Here is a 16,443-nt window from a genome sequence, read left to right as displayed (position 1 = left end):
TGATTTCTGATATAATAGAAACATTGACTTCAAGAATAAGGAAGAGAAAATGAACGCATTATTGAATGGAATGAATGACCGTCAAGCTGAGGCGGTGCAAACGACAGAAGGCCCCTTGTTAATCATGGCGGGGGCTGGTTCTGGGAAGACTCGTGTTTTAACTCACAGAATCGCCTACTTGATTGATGAAAAGATGGTCAATCCTTGGAATATCTTGGCCATTACCTTTACCAATAAGGCAGCACGTGAGATGAAGGAGCGTGCTTATGGTCTTAATCCAGCAACCCAGGATTGCCTGATTGCGACTTTTCACTCCATGTGTGTTCGTATTCTGCGTCGGGATGCGGATCATATCGGCTACAATCGTAATTTCACTATTGTAGATCCTGGTGAACAGCGTACCCTCATGAAACGAATCCTCAAGCAATTAAACTTGGACCCTAAAAAATGGAATGAACGAACAATTTTGGGGACTATTTCCAATGCTAAGAATGACTTGATTGATGATGTGGCTTATGCTGCCCAGGCTGGTGATATGTACACGCAAATCGTAGCTCAGTGTTATACAGCTTATCAAAAGGAGCTTCGTCAGTCTGAGTCCGTTGACTTTGATGATTTGATTATGCTGACCCTCCGTCTCTTTGATCAAAATCCTGACGTCTTGACCTACTATCAGCAGAAGTTCCAGTACATTCATGTTGATGAGTACCAAGATACCAACCATGCCCAGTATCAATTGGTCAAACTCTTGGCTTCACGCTTTAAAAATATCTGCGTTGTCGGTGATGCGGACCAGTCTATCTACGGTTGGCGTGGGGCTGATATGCAGAATATCTTGGATTTTGAGAAAGATTACCCTAACGCCAAGGTCGTTTTGCTAGAAGAAAATTATCGTTCAACAAAAACCATTCTCCAAGCAGCCAATGACGTCATCAAAAACAATCAAAATCGCCGCCCCAAAAATCTCTGGACCCAGAATGCTGATGGTGAGCAGATTATTTACTATCGTGCAAATGACGAACAGGATGAGGCTGTTTTTGTAGCCAAAACCATTGATGAACTTGGTCGAACTCAAAACTTCCTCCACAAGGATTTTGCGGTTCTTTATCGGACTAATGCACAATCCCGTACTATTGAGGAGGCCCTCCTAAAGTCCAATATTCCTTATACTATGGTCGGCGGGACCAAGTTCTACAGCCGTAAGGAAATCCGTGATATTATCGCCTACCTTAATCTCATTGCCAATCTGAGTGACAATATCAGTTTTGAGCGCATTATTAACGAACCTAAACGCGGAATCGGCCCAGGAACCGTTGAGAAAATTCGCGACTTTGCGAATATGCAAGATATGTCTATGCTAGACGCTTCAGCCAATATTATGTTGTCAGGCATCAAAGGTAAGGCAGCCCAGTCTATCTGGGATTTTGCCAATATGATTTTGGATTTGCGGGAACAACTGGATCAATTAACCATCACAGAGTTAGTTGAAGCGGTTCTTGAAAAAACAGGTTATGTGGAAATTCTTAATGCCCAAGCGACCTTGGAAAGCAAGGCGCGGGTTGAAAATATTGAAGAGTTCCTATCTGTTACCAAGAACTTTGATGACAATCCTGATAGTCAGGAAGAGGAAACAGGTTTAGATAAACTCAGTCGTTTCTTGAATGACTTGGCTTTGATTGCAGACACGGATTCGGGAAGCCAGGAGACATCTGAGGTAACTTTGATGACACTCCATGCAGCTAAGGGACTTGAATTCCCAGTTGTCTTTATCATTGGGATGGAGGAAAATGTCTTTCCACTTAGTCGTGCAGCAGAAGATCCGGATGAACTGGAAGAGGAACGCCGTTTGGCCTATGTAGGTATCACGCGCGCGGAGAAAATCCTCTATCTGACCAATGCCAACTCACGCTTGCTTTTTGGGCGTACCAACTACAATCGTCCGACTCGTTTCATTAACGAAATTAGTTCAGACTTACTTGACTATCAAGGCTTGGCTCGACCAGCGAATACTAGCTTTAAGGCTTCTTATAGCAGTGGTGGGATTGCTTTCGGTCAAGGTATGAGCTTAGCTCAGGCCCTTCAAGAACGAAAACGCAAGGCTGCACCAAGCTCTATCCAGTCAAGTGGCCTTCCATTTGGACAGTTTACAGCCGGAAATAAAAAAGATTCAAGCGATACTAACTGGTCTATTGGAGATATTGCACTTCACAAGAAATGGGGCAAGGGTACTGTTCTGGAAGTCTCTGGTAGCGGTGATACTCAGGAACTAAAAATCAATTTCCCAGATGTAGGGCTGAAAAAACTCCTAGCCAGTGTAGCCCCAATTGAGAAAAAAATCTAATTTTTCATCCTTCTCACGAATAATAAAGTGAGGAGGATTTTTATGTACAGTATTTCATTCCAAGAAGATTCACTCTTGCCTAGAGAAAGACTAGTTAAAGAAGGAGTAGAGGCGCTGAGCAATCAAGAGTTGTTAGCTATTTTGCTCAGAACGGGAACGCGTCAGGCCAATGTTTTTGAAATTTCCCAGAAAGTCTTGAACAGTTTGACCAGTCTAACTGATTTGAAAAAAATGACCCTGCAGGAATTGCAGAGTCTGTCTGGTATTGGACGGATTAAGGCCATTGAACTACAAGCAGTAATTGAACTGGGGCATCGTATTCACAAACATGAAACCCTTGAGATGGAAAGTATTCTCAGTAGTCAAAAGCTAGCCAAGAAAATGCAACAGGAGCTTGGCGACAAAAAACAAGAGCACCTAGTGGCGCTCTATCTCAATACTCAAAATCAAATCATTCATCAGCAAACTATTTTTATCGGATCTGCGACACGCAGCATTGCTGAACCACGGGAAATTCTTCACTATGCTTTGAAGCATATGGCAACTTCCGTGATTCTCGTTCACAATCATCCATCCGGCGCTGTATCTCCTAGTCGAAACGATGACCATGTCACTAAACTAGTCAAGGAAGCCTGCGAACTGATGGGAATTGTGTTCTTGGACCATTTGATTGTCTCGCACTCTGATTACTTTAGTTACCGTGAAAAGACTGATTTGATTTAAGATTGCACATGATCTTACTCAATCACTTTTAAAACATAGGAATCTACTTCTGCCATATTGATAACAGGAAGAGGTTTTATCGTGGGTACAAGTAAATTTTCTTGAACGATAAAGTTGACAATCGAATTGAAATCTTCGATTTTATAATATCTTTTTTTATGAATGAGAATATCTCTGTAAAAGTAAAGACTTGAACGAAATTTACTTTTTAGTTTGGCATCTGCCTTTTTACAAAATCGTTTTGCCTTTTTAGACATTTCTTTCAGCTGTTTTTCTTTTTCTTTTTGAGATAGTTTATCGAAATTCTCTTTATTCTTAGAAAAAGATTGGTAACTTTCCGCTGTTAAAAGTCTATAGAGATTAGAAAGATGAAAGCAAACCCTTGTTTCTTTTTCATTGTTTGATAAGAAAAGATTAGCTTCCTTTTTCTTATAAGATATGAAAACATTAGCTTCTATATCTCTCAAAATCTCATGAGTAGAAGGTATTTCAATTTCATTCATGATTTAATAACCTATTTATAAGTCCTAGAGTTCATTAACAACATAGTCAAATAGCGTTTTATCTTTGGGGCGATTTTCAAATAGAAATTCTGGATGCCATTGGACACCAAGATAAGGAAAGCCGTCCGTAGTTGTCACAGCCTCAATGATTCCATCTTTAGGATCATGTGCTACAACCTTAAGATTTGAGGCTAGATCTTTAATGCTCTGGTGGTGGAAGGAGTTGATATGAGAGATTTCTCCATAGATTTCTCGGAGAATCGTATCAGGTTCCGTTACGAGGCGTTGGGTAGTGTATTCGGCTGAACAGTCCTGCCAATGATCCTCGATATCTTGGTGTAGCGTGCCTCCCATGGCGACATTGAAAAGTTGAGTACCCCGACAAACAGAGAAAATTGGTTTCTTTTGCTTAATCGCTTCTTTGATAAGTGCTAGTTCAAAAATATCTCTTTGAAGATGGTAGTCATCACTATCAATAGCCTTTGGTTCACCATAGTATTTTGGATCAACATTTTGCCCACCCGTTAGGATGAGCTTATCAATGATACTGATGTAATAGGCAGCCATTTCTTGATCACCAATCGGTAGGATGATTGGAATTCCGCCAGCGTCCTTGACTCCTTCAACAAAGCCTTTTGCTGCATAGCTCATCATGATGTCATCATCTGGATGAGCTTTTTCATTTCCTGTAATCCCAATAACTGGTTTTTTCATAAATGCTTTCGCTTTCTAATCCTCTTTACGCATAAAATAGAGGAGGGTTTGGAGTTCGCTTGTCAAATCAACATACTGAACGACAACATCTTTTGGGAGGTGAAGGTGAACAGGGGAAAAGCTGAGAATACCTTTTATACCAGCATCAACCAAAAGATTGGCAACTTCTTGTGATTTAACACTTGGAACTGTTAGGATAGCAGTTTTGACATCTGCTTCTTTGATTTTTTCTTTAATCTGAGAGATACCATAGATTGGAATCCCATCAGGCGTCTGGCTTCCAACTTCTGGATGGTCATCTAGGTCAAAGGCCATGATAATTTTCATCTTGTTACGCTCATGGAAGCGGTAGTGGAGAAGGGCATGGCCCATATTTCCAATCCCAACCAACATAACATTTGTAATGGAGTTATCATTTAGGAGGTCAGCAAAAAAATTCATCAATTTTTTGACATCGTAACCAAAACCTCGACGACCTAGTTCACCAAAATAGGAAAAATCCCGACGAACGGTCGCAGAATCGATACCGATAGCCTCTGCAATTTGCTTGGAGTTGGCACGTTCGATTTTTTCTGCATGAAATCGCTTGAAAATTCGGTAGTAAAGAGAGAGTCTTTTTGCTGTTGCTTTTGGAATAGCAGACTGTTTATCTTTCACAAAATCACAACCTTTCTATTCTTCTATTTTATAGAAACATTGTGAAAAAATCAACAAAAACAAGAAAAAACTAAGAAATTTCTTAGTTTTTATCTGAAAAATGAGCTTGTGATAGAAAACGGTAGAGATCGCCAACCAATCCTTGATAAATCACCTTATCATTCAGCGTTAAGGAGCTGATTAGGAGAGTATCAGGTAGGGTCACACAGCCAGATAGAGATAACATGAGCTCTTCGTAATCCTTATATTCAAGTATACGTTCTACGTGATAGTTATCTTGATAGGTAAGTCGATACATAGTCAATTATCTTTTTTCTTTAGTGAAGATACCGCGTTCTACAAGGCTGTCCATGAGGAAGTAGAATTTTTCTTGATGAATGTGGTGGTCTTCTGATTTAAAGATATTGACCAAACGAAGACCAGACTTGTCAGTGATATTGAGTTTAGCACCTGTAAGGTCTTTATTGATGATGATTTTTAGGTTGAAGCCTTCACCGCTGTTAGGCACTTTCTCAAGCAAACGAGTCAGTTCGAAGTTTCCAACTTTTGTTTCAAAGAAAGTATTATCTTTCAGTGTGAACTTTTTGACAGTTGGGCTAAGTGTATAGTCGTAGCGGCAGTTTTGTAGTTTAATGGTTTTTTCGAATGCCATTAGATTAATCTCCAATAATATTTTTTAAGGTTTGTGCGAGTTGTTTCAGTTCTTCTTCGGTATTAAGAGGAGAGAGACTGATACGGACAGATTCTTTCAAACGAGGCGAATCGGGCCCATAAAAAGCTTCAAGCACATGACTGGTTTGCACAATACCAGCAGTACAAGCCGAACCGGTAGAAATTGAAATTCCTTCAAGATCTAACCGTAGTAAGAGCAAATCATTTTTTTGACCAGGAAAGCCAATGTTGACAACATAAGGTAGTTGGTGGTTGCTTTCATTGAGATAGTAGTCTAAATCAGCAATTTCTTCTAAAAAAGTAGCTTTGAGTGCGCTTAGTTTTTGGTAATGCTCAACTTGGTCATTTAAATCCTCTTTGAGAGCAACGACCATACCTACAATGGCAGCGAGGTTTTCTGTTCCAGCCCGTTTCTTTTGTTCTTGGTCTCCACCGTGAAGGTAGGAATCAAAGTCCGCGGAAGAAGCATAAAGAAATCCGACTCCTTTTGGTCCATGGAATTTGTGGGCAGAAGCGCTGAGGAAATCAATTCCTAACTCCTCTGGATGGATAGGAATTTTCCCAATAGCTTGAACAGCATCTACATGATATGCAGAAGGATGATCTTTTAAAATACGTCCAATCTCAGCGATAGGTAAGAGACTTCCTGTTTCATTATTAGCATACATGGTGGAAACGAGAATGGTATCGTCACGTAAGGCTTCTTGAATTTGCTGAGCAGTTATTTCTTGATTTACTGGTTGGATGATGGTCGCTTCAAAACCAAAATGTTGAACCAGATAATCGATAGTTTCAAGCACAGAATGGTGTTCAATAGCTGTCGTGATGATATGTTTTCCACGATTTTGATGACGGAGACAATAGCCAATAATGGCTGTATTGTTACTTTCTGTACCACCAGACGTAAAAAAGATATGTTGAGGTTTGGTTCCTAGTAAGTGAGCTAAGTCTTGACGAGCCTCTCGCAAGAGTTTGCCAGCCTGCCGACCATGGCCATGAATACTAGAAGGATTACCATGAGTTTCTTGCATGACCTTGGTCATTTCAGAAATAGCTACTGCTGACATAGGAGTCGTAGCAGCATTGTCCAAATAAATCAAATAATCACCTTATTTCTTTTTGTTGTAAGCAAAGAGTGGGCTGACTGGTTTTCTTTCGTGAATGCGGACGATAGCATCACCAATTAATTCGCTAGCAGTAATGTAACATACATTTTCTGGAGTTCTTTCTTTGGTTGCTACAGAGTCCGTTACAAGGATTTCTTTAATGTTAGTTGCGTCTAGAAGGTCTGCTGCACCTTCAACAAATAAACCGTGACTAGATACCGCATAGATTTCAGTTGCCCCTTCGCGTTCAACGATTTTTGCTGCTTCAGAGAAAGTACGACCAGTATTTAGGATGTCGTCAATCAAGATAGCTTTCTTGCCTTCAACATCCCCAATGATATAGCCTTCGTTACGATCAGAATCGTCTTGGGCGTAGTCAATGATAGCGATAGGAGCATCAAGGTATTCAGCCAAACTACGAGCACGTTTAACACCAGAGTTCTTTGGACTAACAACAACAACATCAGAGCCAAGAAGTCCTTTATCACAGTAGTGCTTAGCAAATAGAGGAACAGTATAAAGATTATCTACAGGAATATCAAAGAAACCTTGGACTTGAACAGCGTGGAGGTCCAGCGTTAGAACACGGCTTACACCAGCTTTGACAAGCATATTGGCAACCAGTTTCGCAGTGAGGGGTTCACGAGAAGAAGCGATACGATCCTGACGCGCATAACCAAAGTAAGGAAGGACAACGTTGATACTATGAGCACTTGCACGTACACAAGCATCAACCATGATCAACAACTCCATCAAGTGGTTGCTAACAGGGTAGCTGGTTGACTGGATGATGTAGACATCGTAACCACGGACACTTTCTTCAATGTTGACCTGGATTTCGCCGTCAGAAAATTGTCGAGAGGATAACTTCCCGAGAGGTACACCAACTGTATCCGCAATCTTTTGAGCGATTTCATGGTTAGAGTTTAGGGTGAAAAGTTTCATGTTGTTTCTATCTGACATTATAGACCGTCCTCTGTAAACTTTGCGAATCTCCTTTGAGAAAGTTCTGTTTTTCAAAGCAAGATTCTTTTATTTTTATCTTTTCTATTCTACCAAAAAAAGGAGATTATTTCAGCTTTTTTTCATGCTTTTAATAAAACGAATTAATTTTGAAGGAGCTTTCTGATAAGTTATGTGATTTTCATCTAAAAATTTCCGAAAATCGGCTTTCCCTTTTTCATGGTCTGTGACTTCAAGCTCGAGTTCATAGTCCGTTTGGTCAAAGTAGTGACTTTCATCTAACGCCATTAAGCCGATTTCTGTTTTCGTTTCATAACGAAGAGTCGAAAGGCAGCCTAAAACAAGCCAGTCATGACTTTCAATACCAATCTTAGCGAGCTTTTCTAGAACGAGCCCTTGAGGTAGTTTTTGTTTTTCTAGGTACGATTCAGCTTCTGGAAGAGTTAGTTTCTGGTTGTATTCCATATTTCCTACAGTTTGAGGTACTTTTAAGGTCAATTCCGCCCAATCTGAAAAGGTGCGAATGCGCATGGCAACCTTCTTTTCACGCAATTGGAAATCTGGTGTGTCAATGTAGTAGTTTTTCTGAAAGACGGGTTGGATATGGGAAAACTGTTTTTTTAGATGATCATATTCCTCTTTTTTCAGAAGTGTTTTCAATTCTATTTCTAAATGTTTCATTTTTTCAACCTTTTCTATATCTTTGAAAGCGATTTATGGTATAATGGACAATGTATTTATTGTATACGAATGTACTGAAAAAATCAAAGATTTTCGACAGAGCAATCAAACATTACAAGGGAGAAAGTATGACCATAGAATGGGAAGAATTTATAGATCCTTACATTCAGGCTGTTGGTGAATTGAAGATTAAACTTCGGGGAATTCGCAAACAGTATCGTAAGCAAAACAAGCATTCTCCGATTGAGTTTGTAACGGGTCGGGTAAAACCGATTGAAAGTATCAAAGAAAAAATGGCTCGTCGAGGAATTACATATGCAAGTCTGGAACATGATCTGCAAGACATTGCTGGTTTACGTGTCATGGTTCAGTTCGTTGATGACGTTAAAGAAGTAGTTGAGATTCTACGTAAACGCCAAGATATGAGAGTCGTTCAGGAACGAGATTATATCACTCATCGTAAGGCTTCGGGTTATCGTTCTTATCACGTGGTTGTCGAATATACTGTAGATACGATAAATGGGGCTAAGACCATCCTCGCCGAGATTCAAATACGGACTTTGGCTATGAATTTCTGGGCTACGATTGAACACTCACTCAATTATAAGTATCAGGGTGATTTTCCAGAAGAAATCAGAAAAAGACTGGAAATCACAGCGAAAATAGCCTATCAACTGGATGAAGAAATGGGTAAGATTCGTGATGATATCCAGGAAGCGCAGGCTCTCTTTGATCCATTGAGCAGAAAACTAAACGATGGTGTAGGAAATAGTGACGATACAGATGAAGAATACAGGTAAACGAGTTGACCTCATAGCAAATAGAAAACCACAGAGTCAGAAGGTTTTGCATGAGCTAAGGGAAAAACTAAAGAAACAACATTTTATACTGAACGATACCAATCCCGATATCGTCATTTCCATTGGTGGTGACGGGATGCTTTTGTCTGCCTTTCACAAGTATGAGAATCAGTTAGACAAGGTTCGATTTGTAGGTGTTCATACAGGGCATTTGGGTTTTTACACAGATTATCGTGATTTTGAGCTGGATCAATTGGTGACCAATCTTTTACTAGATACTGGAGCCAAAGTTTCTTATCCAGTCTTGAATGTTAAGGTAACGCTTGAAAATGGAGAGGTGAAAATCTTCCGTGCTTTAAATGAAGCGAGTATCCGTCGATCAGACCGCACCATGGTTGCGGATATCATCATTAACCATGTTCCGTTTGAGAGATTTCGTGGAGATGGAGTGACTGTTTCAACGCCGACGGGAAGTACCGCCTACAACAAATCCTTGGGTGGAGCTGTCTTACATCCTACCATTGAAGCCTTGCAGTTGACGGAAATAGCAAGCCTTAATAATAGAGTCTATCGCACTTTGGGATCATCGATCATTATTCCCAAAAAAGATAAGATTGAACTTTTGCCGACACGCAATGATTACCATACGATATCAGTCGATAACAGCGTCTATTCCTTCCGTAATATCGAACGGATAGAGTATCAAATCGACCATCACAAGATTCACTTCGTAGCGACTCCAAGCCACACTAGTTTCTGGAATCGTGTTAAAGATGCCTTCATCGGCGAGGTGGATGAATGAGGTTCGAATTTACCGCAGATGAGCACGTCAAAGTCAAAACTTTCCTCAAGAAACATGAGGTTTCCAAGGGACTTTTGGCTAAGATTAAGTTTCGAGGCGGGGCTATTCTGGTTAATGGCCAAGCTCAAAATGCGACTTATCTCTTAGATATTGGAGATAGAGTAACTATTGACATTCCTGCAGAGGAAGGGTTTGAGAGCCTTGAAGCAATTGATCGATCACTCGATATCTTGTATGAAGATGATCATTTTCTGGTTTTGAATAAGCCTTATGGAGTAGCTTCCATCCCCAGTGTCAATCATTCCAATACCATTGCTAATTTTATCAAGGGATATTATGTAAAGCAAAACTATGAAAACCAGCAGGTTCATATCGTTACTAGGCTTGATAGAGATACTTCTGGTTTGATGCTCTTTGCCAAACACGGCTACGCTCATGCACGTTTAGACAAGCAACTACAACGAAAGTTTATCGAAAAAAGATATTTTGCACTTGTTAAAGGAGATGGTGTCTTGGAGCCAGAGGGGGAGATTATTGCCCCGATTGCGCGTGATGAAGATTCTATTATCACGAGACGGGTTGCCAAAGGTGGGAAATACGCTCATACGTCTTACAAAGTTGTAGCGTCTTATGGAGATGTTCACTTGGTCGATATTCAACTGCATACTGGACGAACTCATCAGATCCGAGTACATTTCTCTCATATTGGTTTCCCCTTGTTGGGAGATGATCTCTATGGTGGCAGCCTAGACGACGGCATTCAACGACAGGCCTTGCATTGCCATTTCTTATCATTTTATCATCCCTTCTTGGAGCGTCAGCTAGAGCTCGAAAGCCCCTTGCCAGATGATTTTAACAATCTTATTACTCAGTTATCAACTAATACTCTTTAAAATCTATTTTGAGTATAATTAATTTTATTAAAGGAGAAAACTCATGGAAGTTTTTGAAAGTCTCAAAGCCAACCTGGTTGGTAAAAATGTACGCATCGTTCTCCCTGAAGGGAAAGAACCTCGTATCCTTCAAGCGACAAAACGTTTGGTTAAAGAAACAGATGTCATCCCAGTATTGCTTGGTAAACCTGAAAAAATTAAAATTTATCTTGAAATCGAAGGGATCATGGATGGTTATGAAGTAATTGATCCCCAACACTATCCTCAATTTGATGAAATGGTTGCTGCCTTAGTAGAGCGTCGTAAGGGCAAAATGACTGAAGAAGAAGCGCGTAAAGTTTTGGTTGAAGACGTCAACTACTTTGGTGTGATGCTAGTCTACTTGGGCTTGGTTGACGGTATGGTATCTGGTGCGATTCACTCAACTGCTTCAACAGTTCGTCCAGCCCTTCAAATCATTAAAACTCGTCCTAATGTTACTCGTACTTCAGGTGCCTTCTTGATGACTCGTGGTTCAGAACGTTATCTTTTCGGAGACTGTGCGATCAACATTAATCCTGATGCTGATGACTTAGCTGAAATTGCTATCAACTCGGCTATTACAGCTAAAATGTTTGGTATCGAACCCAAAATTGCTATGTTGAGCTATTCAAGTAAAGGTTCTGGTTTTGGTGAGAACGTTGATAAGGTAGTAGCAGCTACACAACTTGCGCACGAACTACGTCCAGATCTTGAAATAGATGGGGAATTGCAATTTGATGCGGCCTTCCACCCTGAAACGGCAGCTTTGAAAGCTCCAGGAAGTAAAGTAGCTGGACAAGCAACTGTATTCATCTTCCCAAGTATAGAAGCTGGAAATATCGGTTACAAGATTGCAGAACGTCTCGGTGGTTTCTCGGCTGTAGGTCCTGTTTTACAAGGTTTGAATAAGCCAGTTAATGACCTTTCACGTGGATGTAGCTCAGATGATGTATATAATCTTACACTAATTACTGCAGCTCAAGCGGTTCATCAATAAGAAATAGGCCTCTTTCCTTTAGGAAGAGGCTTTTTAGCGCTAAGAAAAGGACAGTTAGAAGCTTCTATGTTATACTAGATATATGTTAGATTTGAAAGAATACGGTGTTGACATGTGGCCAGAGGAGAAGATTTCCTCTTTCCGTGAGAAACTCCTCAACTGGTACGATGAAAACAAACGGGATTTACCCTGGCGAAGAAGTAAAAATCCTTATCACATCTGGGTTTCTGAAATCATGCTGCAGCAGACTAGGGTAGATACGGTTATTCCCTACTATGAACGATTCTTGGACTGGTTTCCAACTGTTGAAAGTCTGGCGAATGCCCCTGAAGAGCGTCTGCTGAAGGCTTGGGAAGGTTTGGGTTATTATTCTCGAGTGCGCAATATGCAGGCTGCAGCTCAGCAGATTATGACTGACTTTGGGGGGCAATTTCCAAATACCTATGAAGGAATATCTTGCCTGAAAGGGATTGGCCCTTACACTGCGGGAGCTATTTCCAGTATCGCTTTTAATTTGCCTGATCCAGCGGTCGATGGCAATGTCATGCGAGTTTTGGCACGCTTGTTTGAGGTTAATCATGATATCGGAGTTCCCAGCAATCGAAAGATTTTCCAAGCTATGATGGAAATCTTGATTGACCCGAAACGACCAGGTGATTTTAACCAAGCTCTGATGGATTTAGGTTCTGACATAGAGGCTCCAGTTAATCCTCGACCTGAAGAAAGCCCTATTAGAGACTTTAGCGCAGCCTATCAGAAGGGAACCATGGATCGATATCCGATTAAAGAACCTAAGAAAAAACCTCTTCCAATTTATCTCAAGGCTTTGGTTGTGCGCAATGATAGAGGTCAATATTTACTAGAGAAAAATGAAAGCGAAAAACTGCTAGCTGGATTTTGGCATTTCCCCTTGATTGAAGTCGAAGAATTTTCTAGAGAAGATGATCAGTTAGATCTTTTTTCTCAAGTCAAAGAGGTAAGCAGTGCATTTGGACCAAGCCCCCAAGAAAGTTTTGAGCAGGATTATGATTTGGAGGTTGATTGGTCCCATCAAGTTTTTGAACAAGTCAAGCATGTCTTTAGTCATCGTAAATGGCATATTCAAATCCTATCAGGTCAGGTGACAGGATTAAAACAGTTCTCCGACAGAGAAATTCGCTGGCTATCCCCTAAAGAGTTTGCTGACTACCCCCTCGCTAAACCTCAACAAAAGATTTGGCAGGCTTATAAAACAGTTCTTGGAGATGGGGACTGGGATTAGCCATTTGTGTCTTCTTTCCATTTTTTTGTTATAATAGAAAAAGAAAAAGGTGATCTTATGAAAAAAATATTAATTGTAGATGATGAGAAACCAATCTCAGATATTATTAAGTTCAATATGACCAAAGAAGGCTACGAAGTTGTAACAGCCTTTAACGGTCGTGAGGCAATCGAGCTATTTGAAGCTGAGCAACCCGACATTATTATCCTCGACTTGATGCTCCCAGAAATCGATGGTTTAGAAGTAGCCAAAGCCATTCGTAAGACCAGTAGTGTTCCTATCATCATGCTTTCAGCTAAGGATAGCGAGTTTGACAAGGTTATCGGTTTGGAACTAGGTGCAGATGATTATGTCACAAAGCCCTTCTCAAATCGTGAGTTGCAGGCGCGTGTCAAGGCTTTACTTCGCCGTACCGACTTGGTTTCAGTTGATAGTCAAGAGTCTGATGAAAAGAAATCCCAGCCACTTCAGATTGGTGATTTGGAAATTGTCCCAGACGCTTACGTGGCCAAAAAATACGGTGAGGAATTAGATTTGACCCACCGTGAGTTTGAGCTCTTATATCACTTGGCTTCCCATATTGGACAAGTGATTACGCGTGAACACTTGCTTGAGACTGTTTGGGGTTATGATTATTTTGGTGATGTTCGTACAGTGGATGTGACCATTAGACGTTTGCGTGAAAAAATTGAAGATACTCCAAGCCGTCCAGAGTATATCCTCACCCGTCGTGGTGTTGGCTACTATATGAGAAATAATGATTGAAGATATTAGACAAACTATTCTGACCAGTGATTTTATCTTTATCTTGATTTTACTTGGCTTTATCTTGGTGGTGACCTTGCTGTTACTGGAAAATCGTCGAGATAATATCCGTCTCAAAGAGATAAATCAAAAGGTTAAGGACTTGATTGCAGGTGATTATTCTCAAGTTTTGGACTTACAAGGCAGTACAGAAATCACCAATATTAGCAATAACCTCAATGATTTGTCAGAAGTTATTCGTTTGACCCAAGAAAATCTGGAACAAGAGAGTAAAAGACTGCATAGTATTCTTTCTTACATGACAGATGGAGTGCTTGCGACCAATCGCCGTGGTCAAATTACCATGATTAATGACATGGCTAAGAAACAATTAGGTGTGCAGAAAGAAGATGTCCTTAACAAAAGCATTTTAGAATTGCTTAAGATAGAGGATGATTATGAACTGCGTGACCTGATTACACAGATTCCTGAGTTGATGATTGATTCCCAAGATGTGAATGGTGAATACCTGAGTCTTCGTGTACGTTTCGCTCTGGTTCGCCGTGAGTCTGGATTCATCTCTGGTTTGGTTGCTGTTTTACATGATACGACCGAGCAGGAGAAGGAAGAACGCGAGCGAAGACTCTTCGTTTCAAACGTGAGTCATGAGTTGAGAACTCCTTTAACCAGTGTTAAATCTTATCTTGAAGCCTTGGACGAGGGAGCCTTGTATGATCCTGTTGCTCCTGATTTTATCAAGGTTTCACTCGATGAAACCAACCGTATGATGCGGATGGTGACAGATCTTTTGCATCTCTCTCGTATTGATAATGCGACCACTCGGTTGGATGTGGAATTGATTAATTTTACTGCATTCATCACTTTTATTCTCAACCGCTTTGATAAGATGAGAAGTCAGGATGACGAGAAAAAATATGAGCTTGTCAGAGATTACCCTATTAATTCAGTTTGGATCGAGATTGATACCGATAAGATGACTCAGGTGATTGATAATATTCTTAACAATGCCATCAAGTACTCACCAGATGGTGGCAAAATCACTGTCAGCATGAAAACTACTGATGACCAGATGATTTTATCTATTAAAGACCAAGGTCTAGGTATTCCAAAGCAAGATTTGCCAAAGATTTTTGACCGCTTCTACCGTGTGGATCGTGCAAGAAGCCGAGCTCAAGGTGGAACTGGTCTAGGTCTGGCTATAGCAAAAGAAATCATCAAACAACACAATGGCTTTATTTGGGCCAAAAGTGAATACGGTAAGGGATCAACCTTTACCATCGTGCTCCCTTATGATAAGGATGCCGTAAAAGAAGAAATATGGGAGGACGAAATAGAAGATTAGAATGAGTGAAATAGGCTTTAAATACAGTATTTTAGCATCAGGTTCCAGTGGAAATTCTTTTTATCTGGAAACGCCAAAAAAGAAAATCCTAGTGGATGCAGGCTTGTCTGGTAAGAAAATTACAAGTCTGCTAGCTGAAATCAATCGCAAACCTGAAGATCTGGATGCGATTTTGATTACGCATGAGCATTCAGACCATATCCATGGGGTCGGTGTCTTGGCTCGTAAATATGGCATGGATCTTTACGCCAATGAAAAGACCTGGCAGGCTATGGAAAATAGTAAGTATCTTGGCAAGGTTGATTCCTCGCAAAAGCATATCTTTGAAATGGGCAAAACCAAAACCTTTGGCGATATCGACATTGAGAGTTTTGGGGTTAGCCATGATGCGGCAGCACCACAGTTTTACCGCTTTATGAAGGATGACAAGAGTTTTGTCATGTTGACCGATACAGGTTATGTAAGTGACCGTATGGCTGGAATAGTCGAAAATGCTGACGGTTACCTCATCGAGTCCAACCACGATGTAGAGATTTTGCGAGCAGGATCTTACGCTTGGCGTCTCAAACAGCGAATTCTATCGGATCTCGGTCATCTTTCTAACGAAGACGGTGCTGAGGCCATGATTCGTACAATGGGAAATCGGACTAAGAAAATCTATCTTGGGCATTTATCCAAAGAGAACAATATCAAGGAGCTGGCTCATATGACTATGGTCAACCAGCTAGCCCAAGCGGATCTGGGAGTCGGAGTAGACTTTAAAGTTTATGATACCTCACCAGATACTGCAACACCATTGACAGATATATAAAAAAGAAGGCGAGTGCCTTCTTTTTATATGTCTTTTACAATCCAGCAAATTCCTTGATTTCTTGTGCGGACATGGAAGAGTCGCAACGGACATTGATTTGTCCATCTGCAATGTGAACGAAGCCTGGTACAGTTGGGATTCCATAGCGTGAACGGAATTCTTGTAACTCATTGAGTTGGCTTGGTTCTTCACTGTTGATGAAGTAGATGTGAGCTTTAGTTTCAGCTACGACAGCTGACAAGGTACCTGCGAATTTACGGCAGTAAGGGCAAGTTTTGCGACCGATAAAGAAGGTTGCAGTTTCTTTTTTATCAAGAGCTTCTTGTGCACGCGCAACTGTAGTGACTTCAAGGTCTTTAATGTTTTCTAAAAATTGTTCCATGAGATTACC

19 protein-coding genes are annotated in these 16,443 nt (G+C 40.6%); 10 read left to right on the top strand and 9 right to left on the bottom strand.

The annotated features are described in order from the left end of the window. The first annotated feature begins 49 nt into the window (after window positions 1-49). Window positions 50-2,341, top strand: a complete 2,292-nt coding sequence (pcrA, locus tag AXF18_RS08395) for a DNA helicase PcrA (RefSeq protein WP_065371811.1) — start codon at window positions 50-52, stop codon at window positions 2,339-2,341. A gap of 42 nt (window positions 2,342-2,383) precedes the next feature. Next, window positions 2,384-3,064, top strand: a complete 681-nt coding sequence (gene radC / locus AXF18_RS08390; RefSeq protein WP_065371810.1) for a DNA repair protein RadC — start codon at window positions 2,384-2,386, stop codon at window positions 3,062-3,064. Window positions 3,065-3,078: 14 nt separating this feature from the next. Here the strand turns inward: radC and AXF18_RS08385 are convergent, their stop codons facing one another. From AXF18_RS08385 to AXF18_RS08350, 8 genes are all read right to left on the bottom strand, one after another. Continuing rightward, window positions 3,079-3,567, bottom strand: a complete 489-nt coding sequence (locus AXF18_RS08385) for a hypothetical protein (RefSeq protein WP_001002326.1) — start codon at window positions 3,565-3,567, stop codon at window positions 3,079-3,081. 24 nt (window positions 3,568-3,591) lie between these two features. Continuing rightward, window positions 3,592-4,281 (bottom strand): gamma-glutamyl-gamma-aminobutyrate hydrolase family protein, encoded by a 690-nt coding sequence (locus AXF18_RS08380; protein WP_000743311.1) that lies wholly within the window; start codon window positions 4,279-4,281, stop codon window positions 3,592-3,594. Window positions 4,282-4,296: 15 nt separating this feature from the next. Continuing rightward, window positions 4,297-4,938 (bottom strand): redox-sensing transcriptional repressor Rex, encoded by a 642-nt coding sequence (locus AXF18_RS08375; protein WP_000653409.1) that lies wholly within the window; start codon window positions 4,936-4,938, stop codon window positions 4,297-4,299. Between the two features lie 82 nt (window positions 4,939-5,020). Beyond that, on the bottom strand, window positions 5,021-5,236 hold the full coding sequence (locus AXF18_RS08370; protein WP_000286091.1) for a DUF4649 family protein: 216 nt from the start codon (window positions 5,234-5,236) through the stop codon (window positions 5,021-5,023). Between the two features lie 6 nt (window positions 5,237-5,242). Further along, a complete protein-coding gene (locus AXF18_RS08365) occupies window positions 5,243-5,590 on the bottom strand; it encodes a DUF1831 domain-containing protein (protein WP_045591263.1) in 348 nt (115 codons plus the stop codon). 4 nt (window positions 5,591-5,594) lie between these two features. After that, complete coding sequence (locus tag AXF18_RS08360) at window positions 5,595-6,710, bottom strand: cysteine desulfurase family protein (RefSeq protein ID WP_065371809.1); 1,116 nt, start codon at window positions 6,708-6,710, stop codon at window positions 5,595-5,597. A gap of 9 nt (window positions 6,711-6,719) precedes the next feature. Then, the gene (locus AXF18_RS08355; RefSeq protein WP_001283843.1) at window positions 6,720-7,679 is read right to left on the bottom strand and encodes a ribose-phosphate diphosphokinase; all 960 of its coding nucleotides are present in this window, start codon (window positions 7,677-7,679) and stop codon (window positions 6,720-6,722) included. 111 nt (window positions 7,680-7,790) lie between these two features. Further along, window positions 7,791-8,360, bottom strand: a complete 570-nt coding sequence (locus tag AXF18_RS08350; protein WP_049549928.1) for a CYTH domain-containing protein — start codon at window positions 8,358-8,360, stop codon at window positions 7,791-7,793. A 128-nt stretch (window positions 8,361-8,488) separates the two neighbouring features. Between AXF18_RS08350 and AXF18_RS08345 the strand changes: the two genes are divergently transcribed. The 8 genes from AXF18_RS08345 to AXF18_RS08310 all read left to right on the top strand — a co-directional run bounded on the left by AXF18_RS08345 (window position 8,489) and on the right by AXF18_RS08310 (window position 16,052). After that, complete coding sequence (locus AXF18_RS08345; protein ID WP_065371808.1) at window positions 8,489-9,160, top strand: GTP pyrophosphokinase family protein; 672 nt, start codon at window positions 8,489-8,491, stop codon at window positions 9,158-9,160. After that, a complete protein-coding gene (locus tag AXF18_RS08340) occupies window positions 9,144-9,962 on the top strand; it encodes an NAD kinase (RefSeq protein ID WP_000799063.1) in 819 nt (272 codons plus the stop codon). Before AXF18_RS08345 ends, AXF18_RS08340 begins: the two co-directional genes overlap by 17 nt. Beyond that, a complete protein-coding gene (locus AXF18_RS08335; RefSeq protein ID WP_049549927.1) occupies window positions 9,959-10,855 on the top strand; it encodes an RluA family pseudouridine synthase in 897 nt (298 codons plus the stop codon). The genes AXF18_RS08340 and AXF18_RS08335 overlap by 4 nt, the downstream gene beginning before the upstream one ends. A 43-nt stretch (window positions 10,856-10,898) precedes the next feature. Next, window positions 10,899-11,873 (top strand): phosphate acetyltransferase, encoded by a 975-nt coding sequence (gene pta / locus AXF18_RS08330; protein ID WP_049549926.1) that lies wholly within the window; start codon window positions 10,899-10,901, stop codon window positions 11,871-11,873. A gap of 82 nt (window positions 11,874-11,955) precedes the next feature. Then, entirely contained in the window at window positions 11,956-13,134 is a 1,179-nt protein-coding gene (gene mutY, locus AXF18_RS08325) for an A/G-specific adenine glycosylase (protein WP_049549925.1), read from the top strand. A 57-nt stretch (window positions 13,135-13,191) separates the two neighbouring features. Further along, window positions 13,192-13,899, top strand: coding sequence for a response regulator YycF (gene yycF / locus AXF18_RS08320; RefSeq protein WP_000722063.1), 708 nt, complete (start codon window positions 13,192-13,194; stop codon window positions 13,897-13,899). Beyond that, entirely contained in the window at window positions 13,892-15,241 is a 1,350-nt protein-coding gene (gene vicK, locus AXF18_RS08315; RefSeq protein ID WP_049549924.1) for a cell wall metabolism sensor histidine kinase VicK, read from the top strand. The genes yycF and vicK overlap by 8 nt, the downstream gene beginning before the upstream one ends. A gap of 1 nt (window position 15,242) precedes the next feature. Further along, entirely contained in the window at window positions 15,243-16,052 is an 810-nt protein-coding gene (locus AXF18_RS08310; RefSeq protein ID WP_049518757.1) for an MBL fold metallo-hydrolase, read from the top strand. 34 nt (window positions 16,053-16,086) lie between these two features. On the opposite strand, the gene AXF18_RS08305 is transcribed toward AXF18_RS08310, so the two are convergent. Continuing rightward, complete coding sequence (locus AXF18_RS08305; protein WP_049518755.1) at window positions 16,087-16,434, bottom strand: thiol reductase thioredoxin; 348 nt, start codon at window positions 16,432-16,434, stop codon at window positions 16,087-16,089. Window positions 16,435-16,443: the final 9 nt, after the last annotated feature.

This window comes from Streptococcus sp. oral taxon 064, assembly GCF_001683375.1.
Classification (GTDB): Bacteria; Bacillota; Bacilli; order Lactobacillales; family Streptococcaceae; genus Streptococcus; species Streptococcus oralis_S.
Note: the sequence above shows the minus strand (reverse complement) of the source record. Positions and strands in the feature narration are given on the sequence as shown.